Consider the following 13,960-nt stretch of genomic DNA (forward strand, 5'->3'; position numbering starts at 1 on the left):
TCTCATAGGAATATGAGATGTTGTTTAGTATTTTCTATTCTTTTAATAAATCTAATAAACCATTCCCTTCAGATGTACGTTCATATCCTAAAGGTACAGTTCTTTTAATAAGTTGTGCATATATTTCTGGTTCTGATAACTTTCTACCATATTCCCTTTCACACTGCTTTATGAGCAATGCCAGCGCTCCAGCGACATGCGGTGTGGCCATAGAAGTTCCACTTAATACCGCATATTTCCCTTCAGGATACGTAGATAATATTCCATCGCCTGGTGCCACTAAATCAATTTCTTGATTTGAATTACTAAAACACGCGATTTTCCGCTCTAAATTGACGGCACCGACTTCAATTACTTCTGAGTATGCACCTGGGAAATCTAGTTCCTCCGTATTATCATTACAATCTCCATTATTCCCAGCAGCACATACGACGAGAACATCTTGCTTTACCGCATTTTGAATTGCTTCATGTAATTCTGGAACATCTTGCGGGCCACCAAGTGACATGGAAATGACTCTAACTCTTTCTTTATTAGGCCCTCTCCAATTTACAGCATAATGTATCGCCTCAATAATTTGCTCATAACTTCCAGAACCATCTCCTGCTAAAACCTTTAACACTAACATTTTAGCAAGTGGTGCGACTCCTAAAACACCAACTCCATTTTCAGTCGCTGCAATTGTCCCAGCTACATGAGTACCATGTCCGTTATTATCAAGATAAATATTTGGATCTCCTTCGTAATCTTTCGTGAAATTTCTTCCGCCGATAATACGATCCTTTAAATCTATATGATTCATATCACACCCTGTATCTAATACGGCAACAACAATATCTTTACCTTTTGCACTCTTCTCCCATACTTGTGGAGCATGAATGAGTTGTACACCTGGTGGAATTTCATTTACTTGTTCAACTACCTTATCTACTGTAAAAGGAATCAATTGTATACCTTTTTGTTTATTCGCTGTACTACTGTTCATCGTAATCCCTCCTGAAAATATATTATTTTCATTTCAGACCACTTTTGAAAATGCTTACATGTAACATTCGTTTTAGTTGTTTCGTTTTCCTTCCTTAAAAATATTTCTCAATAAGGCTTACGAAATTTATACTACTCTTTTATTTATCTCGTAATTTGTAGACATCAAAAATCCGATTGGTACAACCAATAACCAAAATAAAAGGACCACTAAATTGGTCCTTTTATTGTCTTTCAAGAATGATATAAAATTTTTAAAATAATATAAATTAAGACTAAGCCTCACTCTTGTTTAAAAACTTCTCTATTTCTTTTATTAAATATTTCGCTCCATCTATACTAACAGTAATGTTTCCATTTGCTAATGATATGTTTTGATTTGAAACATCACCTGTTATTTGACAAGCATTGTAAGGTTGATATTTTTGTAAAATGACTTTGTCTTCTTCTACGAAAATTTCAAGCGGTGATTTAATTTGTATTCCCAATACATCACGTAATTCTTTAGGAATTACAATTCGTCCTAATTCGTCTACTTTTCGAATAACTCCTGTTGCTTTCATATTACTTCCTCCCTTACTATTTATTAATTTTTTCACCTCGCTTTTTCCATTTTATCACTTTTTGGTAATACCTGCCTCTTTTTAGAAAATTTTGTACTCAAGTTAAAAAAACACATTTAACGAATACGTAATCTCTCTTTCAATTGTTTTAAATAACGAAATCGAATCAGTAAAAAATATACAACTTGAATTCCTACGAAAATACTTAATACAATCGCATTTTCTTTAAATAGTGAGTACTCAAACATCTGTCCGAGTGCAGTTAACGCTACTGCCCCGTGTAATGTTGCAACACCTATTGGAACAAAGAATAAAAGCGCCAATCGAATTGTAACTACTTTCGATAATTCTCTACTCGTTAAACCTACTTTTCGAATCATTTCAAACAAACGAGTATCATCCTCCAAATCAGAAAACAAACGGAAATAAAGGAAGCTTCCTGCACATACGAAAAATACAATACCGATAAAGAAACCTACAAATAGAATTGGTCCTGCAATTTGTAAACTTTGGTTTTGTGCGTACTCTTCTGCACTAAACGTTGCATGTTCTTCATAAGGTTTCATCTGATGCGTTAGTTCTTTCCCAACCTCAATTTCATCTTTCGTTCCCTCTGTTTTGTATATATAATTTTTTTCCTCTTTAAATCCATCTTGTAATGCATCATACTGCTTGTTAGAGATTACATAAACGTTACCTCTTATTATTTTACTTAATGAAGACGTATTAATTTTTTTCACTTTTAAAGGTTCATTCAAATGCGGCAACGTAATTTCTTTTCTTTCTTTCATCGGTGGTCCTGGTATATCAACTGCCAAAAATAAAACTTCTTTTTTTGATACCGCATGAAAGGGTTCTCCTGTTAACTTCGCATATTCCTTATAGTCTGATTCCTTTATAAACGTGGCGCTTCTTAACGACTGCTCCTCCGTTTTCTTCGTTGAAATATTAGTTTTTGAAGCTGCTATACTATGTTTCTTTAACCCTTCGTCAATCATCTTCAAATGCTGTGATTCATTACTATTTCCTTGCTTAGAATGATAGTGAAACGCAATTGGTCTCTCCATAATCGCCTTTGTCATTGATGTAAACCCAACTAATGTACCTATTGCTGAAAATGCTACAGTTGAAATTATCGTTACAATAAAGAACATTCTTGCGTTATCTCTCATACGGTAAGCTAAATCTGACAACGTAATAATATTTGTCTGTGTCCAATAAAAACGTTTACTTTTTTTACATAGTCTAATAATAAAAACACTCAACTGCTTGTACAGCAAATACGTACCAATAATGACTACCGTTGTAACAGGAATCATCATGATAAATACCATTGCACCGTGTGACATAAGCGCTCCTGCATATCCGGCACTAAGCAATATAACTGCTAATATAGAAGAAATAATGGATGCTTTCGGTTCCGGCTTCGCTTCTGCCGATCCTCTAAACAATTTCATAATTTTATTTTTTCGAATCATTCCTGCACTAAACAATGAAATGATCATAAATAATACGAAAAACATAATACTCGTTACAACAATGGCTTTCATTGGAATGTAATAGGGTAAGGAAATATCTAACTTTAATATCATTGGAGCTATAAATATTAATATTCCGGAAAATAGCATTCCAGCAAGTATCCCAAAAATAATTGCCCCTATTCCAATCATAATATTTTCAAAAAAGATAAGACGCTTTAATTGATATTTCGTCATACCTAACATCATTAAAATTCCTAGTTCACGCTTTCTCGTTTTTAAAAACATTCCCATCGAATATAAAATAAAGAAAAATGTAAATAAGTAAATAATGGACTGTGCAAAAGACATACTTACGAACACATATCGTCCCAATTCTCCAGCACTTAATGCCGGATGAAACGCAAAAAACGAATAAACAAAAAAGGCCATAATAGCAAATGCACTACTTAAAAAATATGCTGAATATGTTCGTCTATTTCGCGTCACATTCCGATATGCGAGTTCTCTAATATTCATATTACTTCTCCGCCCTTCTACTAACTATGTTCTTATATTAGTAAAGTACGGAAATCCCTTCCATCGATTCAAATGACAAAAACCTTACATTATTGAAAGGTTTCAAAAAAATTGCTTAAACGATGCAGTTTCATTATAATGACTACATTCATATTCATACACACATCCTATTGTATATTCGTTAATTTTGCGAAATAATAAAGGATAGAAGTATGTACCAATATACATATAAACTTATTTACCGCTTTAATACGAATAGGAGGAAAACATAATGACATTGCAAGAACAGATTATGAAAGCATTACACGTTCAACCTGTAATTGATCCGAAAGCAGAAATCCGTAAACGTGTTGATTTCTTAAAAGATTATGTAAAAAAAACAGGTGCGAAAGGATTTGTACTTGGAATTAGTGGCGGACAAGACTCTACATTAGCTGGACGTTTAGCTCAGCTTGCAGTGGAGGAAATTCGTAATGAAGGTGGTAATGCAACGTTTATCGCCGTGCGCCTTCCTTATAAAGTGCAAAAAGATGAAGATGATGCGCAATTAGCATTACAATTTATTCAAGCTGATCAATCTGTTGCATTTGATATCGCTTCAACTGTTGATGCTTTCTCAAATCAATACGAAAACTTATTAGATGAATCGTTAACAGATTTCAATAAAGGTAACGTAAAAGCACGTATCCGCATGGTTACACAATATGCAATCGGTGGACAAAAAGGGCTCCTTGTTATCGGAACAGATCACGCTGCAGAAGCTGTAACAGGATTCTTTACAAAATTCGGAGATGGTGGTGCAGACCTATTACCATTAACGGGATTAACGAAACGCCAAGGACGCGCTCTATTACAAGAATTAGGTGCGGACGAGCGACTTTACTTAAAAATGCCAACAGCTGATTTATTAGATGAAAAGCCAGGTCAAGCTGATGAAACAGAGTTAGGTATTACGTATGATCAACTTGATGACTATTTAGAAGGTAAAACAGTTCCAGCTGACGTTGCAGAAAAGATTGAAAAACGTTACACAGTGAGTGAGCATAAAAGACAAGTACCAGCATCAATGTTTGATGATTGGTGGAAATAAATAAAACATAAAAAAGAAGCTAATCTCATTTAGCTTCTTTTTTATATGTTAACGATATACCCCTACCCTTTTCTCCAATAAATCTTGCAGGCAATCTTCATGCTGTTTACAAAATAACGGTGGCATGTCGTCTAACGGGAAAAACTTCAAATCCAACGTTTCATCACCATCTACTTTTTTGTCGCCTCCAACTATTGAGCATGAAAAACACATCACAATTGACTGCGCCTTGTCTCCATTTGGATATGATTGAAAATATTTTGTATACACTCCAATAAGTTCATTTATTTCTACATCATACCCGGTTTCTTCTTTTATTTCTCGAATTGCAGTTTCCGCAGCCGATTCTCCTATCTCCATTGCCCCCCCTGGAAAGCCCCAAGCGTTAAAGTCGCCTCTTTTTTGCAGTAATACTTCTCCTTCTTTATTAAATACAAAACCACCGGCAAAGTTTAAGAAAACATAATCATGCCCTACTTTTTCGCGTAATTCTTTTATATAATTGGCCATTCTCTTTCCCCTTTTCATACTTCTTTTATCGTTATTCCTTATCTTTTTCAAGCAATTCAATAATTCGATCTAGCTTCTGATTCATATGCATCACTTATTGTTTTTTTGCAGCACTGCTTTGCAATACTCTTTTAATGAACAAAGTAAATGATAGGAAAAACAAAACGATAAGTCCGATTACTAAACAAGTATATATCAATGTAAAAATATCACTCTCGAACAAATTCATTTAGATTCCACATCCTTCCTCCTTTCATTTTATCATATAATTCTGATTTTTGTAGTAATACATAAGGAAAAGAGCATCCTTTACAGATGCTCTCTTTCACCGATTAATACGTAAATGTAATTGTCGCTAATGAATAATCTGCCATCGCACTATAAGGTGCTACTTGATAAGACACACGCTTTGCACCTTTTGGCCAATTTATTTCATTTAATACTTTCTTTATATCTTGCATCGTCCCATCCATAGACTGCTTATATCGTACTTCTACCTTTTCTGGCTTAGAAGCAAATTGTTGCTGTAATTTCTTCTTAAAATCACTATAATTCTCTGCTCCGTATTGTGTAGACATATATTTTAAATTTGTTTCTTTTAACATTTGTTCATACGCCGCAGTCTTTGAACTACCCGCTTTTATTTTGTTTGTTAATTCATTAAAGTAGCTTGTAGTTGCTGCTGGATATTTGCTACGATCCCATTCGTGATCTTTACTTAACTGCTCGTCAGACATATTAAAATATGAATATGTTACACGTCCAGCTTTATCTGGTACTGGATCATCAAATGTAGTATCTAGGTGATACCATTTGTTTTCAATGTTCACTAAATTCCATGCGTGAGCTTGTCCATTCCCTGTACCTGTTACAATATGGTTTTGGATACCTGCTTCTTTTAGCAATTCATATGTTAATAACGTATATCCTTGGCAAACAGCAGAGCGATTCGCTAACGCTTCATATGCTGTATATGCTTGATACGACGTGTCATACGATACATATTTTACAACGTAATCATGAATAGCTTTTACTTTCTCATGATCATCCATCCCTGGTTTTACAATCGAGCCGATAATCGCTTTTGCCTGAGATTTTACATATTGTGTTTGCTCCTTCGATTCACGGTACTTCACTTGCAGTGTAAACGTATAGTTTCCTGGTAACCCTTTAATGGAATATCTAGTAGACGCTACATTATATTTTACATACTCATCTGCATCTACAATCTTATTAAACTCGCCATACAATTCATCCATAATACTTCTAGCATTTCTATCTTTTGTTTTATATGTGATTGTAATATTTTCTTCTCGATTATCAATCTGTTTTTTTAATTCTTTTTTGAAATCATTTAACAACTTTGTATCTGATTGCGATGTCGCTACAGTTTGATTTGTAGCTGCATAAGATACAGATGACGCGTGTAAGCCCCCCATTACTATCGTTGAACAAAGTGCGGCAGCTGTCACATACTTACTTGTCTTTCCCATCTCGTCACTCCTTACATTCTATAACTATACGAAAAAGTATCGTATAGTTTCAGAGTATACAATACTTTTTCGTATAGGTCATATGAGATTATGCATATTTAACATTGTAAAAGGGTTGTTCTTTTTACAAGAACAACCCTTTTCATTAACAAGTTTGTAATATACAACATACATTTTCAAAACGTCGATTTTTCAAGTCTTCATTTCCAATGCAGAAATACAGCATCCCTAAATCTCCCCACATCATATTACAATTTTTAGTATCTGAGTCAATTTGGAATAAAAGCGTCATTTGCTGCGGGTCTATTTCCATATACTGTCCAGTTTCGTACAATACCTCATCTTGTACAGAAAATGGCTCACCAAATATTTGATGGTTATCGTAGTTATCTGGGATTAGCTCTTCAAGTAATTGTAAGAAACGATCTGAATCATTCTCATCTTCAATGAAAAGCTCTGGCAATTTATATGTCAGTTCAAAAGTAGTTGCACACTGGTTATAATTCGTTTGCAATTCATCCGCTCTCCGTAATTGCTCAACAGGAACATCATAATAAAGTACACGTCCCGCTTCGGTTGGATTCACATCTGCTTCAAAGTAATTTTCAACGCTAAAGAAATATAACATTCCTGTCTTAGGAAGATTATGATCCATACCAACATTTTGTAAATCCTTTAAATTAAATTGTGCAATAAACTGTAACGTATTTCCTTTATGCGTTGGATATTCAAATGTAAATGGCAAGTCAGGAACCCCTCCCATTTTCGAACTACCTATCGCTACTGTTTCCTCCTGCTTTGGCACAACTTTTATACAAGGAAATACAGTATTCATAAGTTCCTCTTTTAAATGCGTCAGCCCATATTTATCAATTAATACTTCAATTTGTTTATTCATACATTCTCCTTATATTTACATACTTATTTGTATCATCGCACAAAAATTATACTCCATTCTTTATAAAAACAACAAGCCTCCAAAAAACGGGCTCTTCCTTCATACGCGAACAAGTTTAAAAAAGCATAGTATACATTGTTCCTACAAACACGATAGTTCATTATTTCTTCCAGTACATTTTCCCCTCGTTCATTTTTATTTTTAATTTAAGGAGGAATTCCACATGGGTTACGGATATAGTTGCGGCGGTTACGGTTACGGCGGTTACGGCGGTAGTTGTGGTGGATGTGGTTATGGAGGCTTCGCTTTATTAATCGTTTTATTTATCCTTCTAATCATCATCGGAGCTAGCTGTTGGGGCGGCTTTGTAGGCTGCTAGTAAATTTAAAAACTATTGTAAAAAAGCACGTATAATACGTGCTTTTTTGCCATTTTCAAATATTTTATGTGAAAGGAAGTATGACTTTATGAAGATTGATGGTGTTTTTGAAGGAGGCGGTGTACGCGGAATTGCGCATGTAGGGGCAATTTGCGCGTTAGCTGAAAAAGGCTATGAATGGGAACGTGTAGCTGGAACATCAGCTGGTTCGATTATCGCTGCGCTCCTAGCAGCAGGATACTCTTGCTCAGAGCTAAAAACGATTATAACAAATATTGATTATGATAAATTTACGAAGAGAACCTTTATTGACAGAATCCCGTTTATTGGAAAAGGATTAAGCGCATGGACTACTCTTGGTATTTACTCTAATATTTTTATCGAAGAATGGATTGAAGAATTACTTCGAAAAAAAGGAGTTCACTTATTTACAGATTTACCTGATTTAAATAAGCTTAAAATTATCGCTTCTGATATAAGCAATGGTAAAATGGTTATCTTTCCTGATGACTTACCGAACTATGGATTTTTGAATTATCGCTTCTCTATTGCGAAGGCTGTAAGAATGAGTAGTACAATCCCCTTCTTTTTTGAACCGGTAAAATGGCGAACCCCAAAATGGAAACAACCTTGTTATATGGTTGATGGAGGGATTTTAAGCAATTATCCAATTTGGATTTTCGATTCACCTACCTCTCCTCGCTGGCCAACTTTTGGATTTCATTTCGTAAAAGATGATATCCAAGCTGACCCTGCTCACTATAACGAGCCTATTTCCATGTTTAAAGGACTATTTAAAACAATGATGCAAGCCCATGATTTACGTCATTTAGACAAAGAATCAAAAGCAAGAACAATTACAATTCCAACAGGGTCCATTACTAGTACAAACTTTGAGTTAACAATAGAAGAAAAAGAGTGGCTATACAAGTCTGGTTATAACGCCGCAAATAAGTTTTTACAATCATGGAATTTCAGACAATATATTGATGAATATAGAAACGGAAATCAGGACCGAAAATCAAATCGTTATTTCCGTCAACTTGACTCATAATATTATTATCTTTTATACGAGAACACGTAACGCTTTCAAAAAAATAAGCCTAGTAATATAATATATTACTAAGCTTATTTACTTTCTGCATCATTATTATACGTTGTTTAAGGATAAGTTAACCCTTCTGCTTCCTCTGCAGTAATAACGGTGTATCGATTTCCCGTTCGTAATCCTAACAATTCTGCTTTTTCAATTGCTTCCTGCTTCGTCTCCGCATAAGCAGCTAAATATTTTTCTCCATTGATAATTTGGCAAATTACATATTGTTTCATTACTTTCTCCTCTTACTTTTTCATTAGTTGTGCAAGTTTTTTTATACCTATTTCAATTTCTTCTAATGTTGCGTATGAATATGATAAGCGCAAAAATTGATTTGCACTTCTATCATACAAAGTACCTAGATTTAATAAAATCTTTTCTTTCAAAGCTTTGTCAAATAAGCTACGGTTTGAAACGGGTACATTCATATGTAACCAAATATAAAAACCACCTACTGGTTCATACCAAGTTGCTATATCACAACAATATTCCTCTAACATTTTTAACATAAAATCTCTACGTTTTTTCAACTGAGTTCTTACAAACAGTAAATGTTCATCATACAATCCATTTGTAAACCATTCCGCTGCAATTTGCTGGGAGATTGAACTCGAGCCATAATCCGTTTGCATTTTTATATCCGCCAATCTTTGAATGACTGGCTCTGATCCAACAATCCATCCGATTCTTAATCCTGGACTAATGACTTTAGACATACTCCCAATATGTAGTACAATTCCGTTTTTATCATATGCCTTTAAAGGCTTTGAAATAGGCTTATCAAACCATAAGTCTTGATATACCGCGTCCTCTATAATAGGCAATCCAATTTCATTACATATTTCCATTACTTCTATCCGTTTCTTCGCATTCATACTAAAGTTCGTCGGATTATGAAAAGACGGGATTGTATATAAAATAGATGCATTAAATTGCTTCTTATATTTTGGAATATATGATGCATGTAAACCGTTTTCATCCATCGGTATACCAATTAATCGCATTCCTGCTGATTGAAAAACATTAAGAGAATATAAATAAGATGGTTTTTCTAATAAGATAGATGCCCCTTTTGGTAGAAGCCCCATAGAAATAAGTTGCAACGCTTGAATTGCCCCTGAAACAATTAATATAGAATCAGGAGTTACATATACACCATGTCCTTTTAAATAGTCCGCAATTTTCTTCCTTAAATAAAAATTCCCTTTCGGTTCTTCATATCCAAGTATCATGTTCGACTTTAAAAGCTTATTCATAATATCTTTCATCTTTTTTTCAGGTAAAAGACTTGGCGCGAGTTCACCTGTTCCTAAACGAATTACATGCGGATAAAATTCAGCTTGATTAATTTCTTGAATAGCAGGCAGATTTGGATAATGAAGTCCTTTTTCTACATAAGACTGCCAATTAGGCGGGGGTGCGTATATTGAAGCATTCTCATTATTATTTACAACAATTGTTCCTTTTCTGCCATTCCCTTCAATATACCCCTTTGCCGCTAGTTCATCGAAAGCCATTACAATTGTACTCCGGTTCACACCAAATATATGTGCCAAATCTCTTTGCGAAGGTAATTTCGTTCCAACAGTCCATTCACCATTAACGATTCTTTCCTTAATATACGTTTCTATTTGTTTATATAGAGGAGTCGCTAGAGACATATTCGGTTTCCAAACGAATCTTTCCATCATATCACCTTATATTCTTTTTGGTTGGTAACCTCCCCAACCATATGGATGGATACAAATTTTCATTTCTTCTATACAATATACACTATCATAATAAATTTAAATAGGAGGAAATATGATGAATGAAGCAATTATTCATGGAATCATTCTTGCATTTGGTCTTATCATTCCATTAGGTGTTCAAAATGTTTTCGTCTTTAACCAAGGTGCGAGCCAACCAAACATTTGGAGGGCAGCCCCTGTCGTATTAACTGCCTCTATATGTGATACGTTACTCATATTGATAGCGGTACAAGGCGTTTCCCTTGTACTCCTTACTTTTTCTTGGCTAACTAACTCGTTATATATAATTGGATTTTTCTTTCTCCTATACATGGGCTTTGTTATTTGGAGAAGTAACCCTTCCAACGATGTAAAACAAGAAAAAAGTATGCCAGTAAAAAAACAAATACTTTTCGCTGCATCGGTTTCATTATTAAATCCACATGCAATTTTAGATACGATCGGTGTAATTGGAACAAATTCGATTCAATACATAGGAAGTGAAAAATGGGCTTTCACACTTGCAACTGTTATCGTTTCTTGGATTTGGTTTATTTGCTTAGCTTTAGCAGGGAAATTTTTAAAAAGGCTAGACTCAACCGGAAAGACAATCGTATTGTTAAATAAATTCTCCGGTCTCATCATATGGGGTGTCGCACTTTATATGTTAAAACAAGTTATTTATCCCTAATGAACGAAAGAGAATTGCATGTTACTGAAAACATCATGCAATTCTCTTTCAAATTATGAAGTAGGTTCTGGTTTCTTTTTTACGTTCTTTGCATCTTTTGCTGGTTTGATCCAAATGATTGCTATAGCAGCACCGATCCCAGCGAAAATACTTGTTACATAAAACACTTCATGGTCAGCACCTTTCATGAAAAAAGAGTATAGAGGTGGTCCAGCTGCTACACCGATAAATCGCATAGAACTATAAAATGACGTAACCGTCCCCCTTTGCTCCTTTTCAATTCCTTGTGTAATGAGAGCATCTAAACATGGGAGTGCCATACCAATTCCTACCCCCATAATAACGAGACAAAGAAGTAGTAAATAAATTCCTTTTATAAATAAAGGAATGATGACTGATGCAGCAGCCATTAAAAAACCAATGTAAATACACTTCTTCATCACATTTTGGTTATCTCCAATTTTTTTGCCAGCCATATATGAACTAAGTGACAGTACAAGTAACGGGATTGCAAGTACACACCCTTTCCAAATACCATGAATGTCATACTTTGATTCCAATATAGTTGACAAATAAAAGAGAATTCCGAATAAAATAAGCATAATAATTGCACCTAATGCAAAAATGGCAATTAACCATCTTCCTTTTTCTCGAAACGTAGCAAGAATTGATTTTATAAACTCTTTAAGCGGTGGTACTTCTCCTTCTTGTTTCTTTGCCTTTACTAGAACAAGTAATAAAACAATTGATACTACGCATAAAACTGGAATCGCCCAAAACGGCAAGAACCATACAATGGCAGCCAGAGCAGACCCTAAAATAGGGCTCAACACTTTCCCAAATGTATTGGATGTTTCGATGATTCCTAAACCTGTACTAACTTGTTTTTCATCTTTGTATAAATCACCAACACACGGTATAACAACTGGCATTGCACCAGCAGCACCAATACCTTGAATCGCTCTACCGATCAATATCCAAGTGTAGGGATTATCAACTTTCCAAGATACCCAACCAGTTATCGCTCCTCCTATAGCCGCAATCAGCAAACTCGGAACCATTACCATCTTTCGTCCCCATCTATCTGATAAATAACCAGCAATCGGTATAAGTAGAATCGCTACGATAGAATAAATGGTAATAATCATGGATACTTGAAACGATGAAATATGTAATTTCTTTTCAATAGTCGGCAGAATTGGAATGAGCATTGAATTCCCTAATGTCATAACAAGTGGAACTGGTGCAAGCGCAATCAAACAACAGTTTTCTTTTTTTAACATGTTGGCTTCGAAACCTTTCATCATATATTTCTTACCATATAATAGCCCTGCTGGAACGTAACTTTTCATTCCACCAGGGCTATTACATTTTTACTACTTCCCATTCACAACAAAAGAAATTGGGGAAAATATAGTATTATTCCTATTCTTTGAATCCAGTTCACAATATATCCATACCAATTAATTGAAAAAAAAAGAAAGGAAGAATCCTTCCTTTCTCCTATAACCTTCTACAATTAGCGAGTATATCCGCCACCAAGTTGTTGTTCTGCCATCGCTACAAGGCGTTTTGTAATTTCACCGCCTACAGAACCGTTTGCACGTGAAGAAGTATCAGCGCCAAGTTGTACACCAAACTCTTGTGCAATTTCATATTTCATTTGATCTAAAGCCGCTTGTGCTCCATGTGATGCTAATTGATTAGAATTACGATTTCTAGCCATTACCAATCACCTCCTTATTTATATATAAATTGTGTTAAATTTTAATTTAAATACATGGTAATTTTTGGTTATTTGTATTTTTAAAAAAGAGTCTCTACAATGAGAGACTCTTACATCATTTTATACTAAGAAGTTACTACTTCTAAATTTCTATTTGTTAGTACTTTCATTTCTTCTTTTCATATATCTTTCGCATTATGTCCAAACCATTCGAGTGAAACAAAAGAGGTATACTTTAATTGGTATACCTCTTTCAAACATACACTTTACATAATAATATTATTAATATCTTTCCAATAATACGCTGTCTCTTCCACCTGTAATCTTTCTAAAAATTTCGTATCAATTTTTTCTGGATTAAATTTTTCATAAAACTTCTTAGAAGGATTATTCGTAACAACCCATACTAAAAGTGATTGCATATTATTGTTTGTACATTCAGATAGTAAAGCTTGAAATAACTTTTGTCCTATTTTCATGCCTTGATACTCTTGTAAAAGGTAAATCGCATATAATTCTCCATCACAATTATATGTACCAGTTCTTTCTGCTCCTCCATCGATGAATCCAACTATTTCTCCATTTAACGTCTCTGCTACAAATCTAAATTGATGATTACATTCTTTTTGAAAAATATTTTCCCATTGTCTTTCCCGTTGCTCATATGTTATATTTTCTAAAATCTCGTTAGGGAATATGCCTTTATATGTCGTTTTCCAACTATCAGCGTGGACCTTTGCTATACATGGTATATCATCTTTTATCGCTCTTCTAATATGTATTTCCATCATTTCTCCCCCCTT

Annotated in this window: 15 protein-coding genes and 1 pseudogene; 4 read left to right on the top strand and 12 right to left on the bottom strand. The window is 34.4% G+C overall.

The features are described 5' to 3' along the window. Positions 1-34: 34 nt before the first annotated feature. The 3 genes from QCI73_RS17270 to QCI73_RS17280 all read right to left on the bottom strand — a co-directional run bounded on the left by QCI73_RS17270 (position 35) and on the right by QCI73_RS17280 (position 3,544). Positions 35-985 (bottom strand): serine protease, encoded by a 951-nt coding sequence (locus tag QCI73_RS17270; protein ID WP_001089039.1) that lies wholly within the window; start codon positions 983-985, stop codon positions 35-37. A 274-nt stretch (positions 986-1,259) separates the two neighbouring features. Then, positions 1,260-1,547, bottom strand: coding sequence for an AbrB/MazE/SpoVT family DNA-binding domain-containing protein (locus tag QCI73_RS17275; protein ID WP_000648330.1), 288 nt, complete (start codon positions 1,545-1,547; stop codon positions 1,260-1,262). 116 nt (positions 1,548-1,663) lie between these two features. After that, positions 1,664-3,544 carry an FtsX-like permease family protein gene (locus QCI73_RS17280; RefSeq protein ID WP_353823409.1) on the bottom strand — a complete coding sequence of 627 codons (1,881 nt, stop codon included), beginning with the start codon at positions 3,542-3,544 and terminating at the stop codon, positions 1,664-1,666. Between the two features lie 271 nt (positions 3,545-3,815). Between QCI73_RS17280 and nadE the strand changes: the two genes are divergently transcribed. Continuing rightward, positions 3,816-4,634 carry an ammonia-dependent NAD(+) synthetase gene (gene nadE, locus QCI73_RS17285; protein ID WP_000174879.1) on the top strand — a complete coding sequence of 273 codons (819 nt, stop codon included), beginning with the start codon at positions 3,816-3,818 and terminating at the stop codon, positions 4,632-4,634. A gap of 48 nt (positions 4,635-4,682) precedes the next feature. Here the strand turns inward: nadE and QCI73_RS17290 are convergent, their stop codons facing one another. The 4 genes and pseudogenes from QCI73_RS17290 to QCI73_RS17305 all read right to left on the bottom strand — a co-directional run bounded on the left by QCI73_RS17290 (position 4,683) and on the right by QCI73_RS17305 (position 7,535). Then, entirely contained in the window at positions 4,683-5,144 is a 462-nt protein-coding gene (locus QCI73_RS17290) for an NUDIX hydrolase (protein WP_000035005.1), read from the bottom strand. A 31-nt stretch (positions 5,145-5,175) separates the two neighbouring features. Further along, positions 5,176-5,373 (bottom strand): annotated as a pseudogene (locus QCI73_RS17295) (DUF4083 domain-containing protein). Between the two features lie 103 nt (positions 5,374-5,476). Next, entirely contained in the window at positions 5,477-6,637 is a 1,161-nt protein-coding gene (locus QCI73_RS17300) for a transglutaminase domain-containing protein (RefSeq protein WP_353823410.1), read from the bottom strand. Between the two features lie 145 nt (positions 6,638-6,782). Next, positions 6,783-7,535 (bottom strand): YwqG family protein, encoded by a 753-nt coding sequence (locus tag QCI73_RS17305; protein ID WP_327924453.1) that lies wholly within the window; start codon positions 7,533-7,535, stop codon positions 6,783-6,785. A gap of 223 nt (positions 7,536-7,758) precedes the next feature. Between QCI73_RS17305 and QCI73_RS17310 the strand changes: the two genes are divergently transcribed. Together QCI73_RS17310 and QCI73_RS17315 are read left to right on the top strand one after the other, a co-directional pair. Next, on the top strand, positions 7,759-7,914 hold the full coding sequence (locus QCI73_RS17310; RefSeq protein WP_000540426.1) for a YjcZ family sporulation protein: 156 nt from the start codon (positions 7,759-7,761) through the stop codon (positions 7,912-7,914). Positions 7,915-8,002: 88 nt separating this feature from the next. After that, positions 8,003-8,968: a patatin-like phospholipase family protein gene (locus tag QCI73_RS17315; RefSeq protein WP_353823411.1), complete on the top strand. Its 966-nt coding sequence runs from the start codon at positions 8,003-8,005 to the stop codon at positions 8,966-8,968. A gap of 107 nt (positions 8,969-9,075) precedes the next feature. Here QCI73_RS17315 and QCI73_RS17320 read toward each other — a convergent pair whose 3' ends face one another. Both QCI73_RS17320 and QCI73_RS17325 read right to left on the bottom strand, forming a co-directional pair. Beyond that, positions 9,076-9,243 (bottom strand): DUF3933 family protein, encoded by a 168-nt coding sequence (locus tag QCI73_RS17320; RefSeq protein ID WP_000816383.1) that lies wholly within the window; start codon positions 9,241-9,243, stop codon positions 9,076-9,078. A 12-nt stretch (positions 9,244-9,255) separates the two neighbouring features. Continuing rightward, entirely contained in the window at positions 9,256-10,698 is a 1,443-nt protein-coding gene (locus QCI73_RS17325) for an aminotransferase-like domain-containing protein (RefSeq protein WP_262725450.1), read from the bottom strand. Positions 10,699-10,816: 118 nt separating this feature from the next. Here QCI73_RS17325 and QCI73_RS17330 point away from each other — a divergent pair, with 118 nt between their 5' ends. After that, entirely contained in the window at positions 10,817-11,431 is a 615-nt protein-coding gene (locus QCI73_RS17330; RefSeq protein WP_353823412.1) for a LysE/ArgO family amino acid transporter, read from the top strand. A gap of 53 nt (positions 11,432-11,484) precedes the next feature. On the opposite strand, the gene bcbE is transcribed toward QCI73_RS17330, so the two are convergent. The 3 genes from bcbE to QCI73_RS17345 all read right to left on the bottom strand — a co-directional run bounded on the left by bcbE (position 11,485) and on the right by QCI73_RS17345 (position 13,948). Beyond that, on the bottom strand, positions 11,485-12,714 hold the full coding sequence (gene bcbE / locus QCI73_RS17335; RefSeq protein ID WP_353824117.1) for a bacillibactin exporter BcbE: 1,230 nt from the start codon (positions 12,712-12,714) through the stop codon (positions 11,485-11,487). Between the two features lie 236 nt (positions 12,715-12,950). Then, positions 12,951-13,157, bottom strand: coding sequence for an alpha/beta-type small acid-soluble spore protein (locus QCI73_RS17340; protein WP_000113545.1), 207 nt, complete (start codon positions 13,155-13,157; stop codon positions 12,951-12,953). Positions 13,158-13,423: 266 nt separating this feature from the next. Next, positions 13,424-13,948, bottom strand: coding sequence for a GNAT family N-acetyltransferase (locus QCI73_RS17345; RefSeq protein WP_353823413.1), 525 nt, complete (start codon positions 13,946-13,948; stop codon positions 13,424-13,426). Positions 13,949-13,960 lie beyond the last annotated feature (12 nt).

Origin of the sequence: Bacillus cereus group sp. MG16, from assembly GCF_040459875.1 — a bacterium.
Classification (GTDB): Bacteria; Bacillota; Bacilli; order Bacillales; family Bacillaceae_G; genus Bacillus_A; species Bacillus_A paranthracis.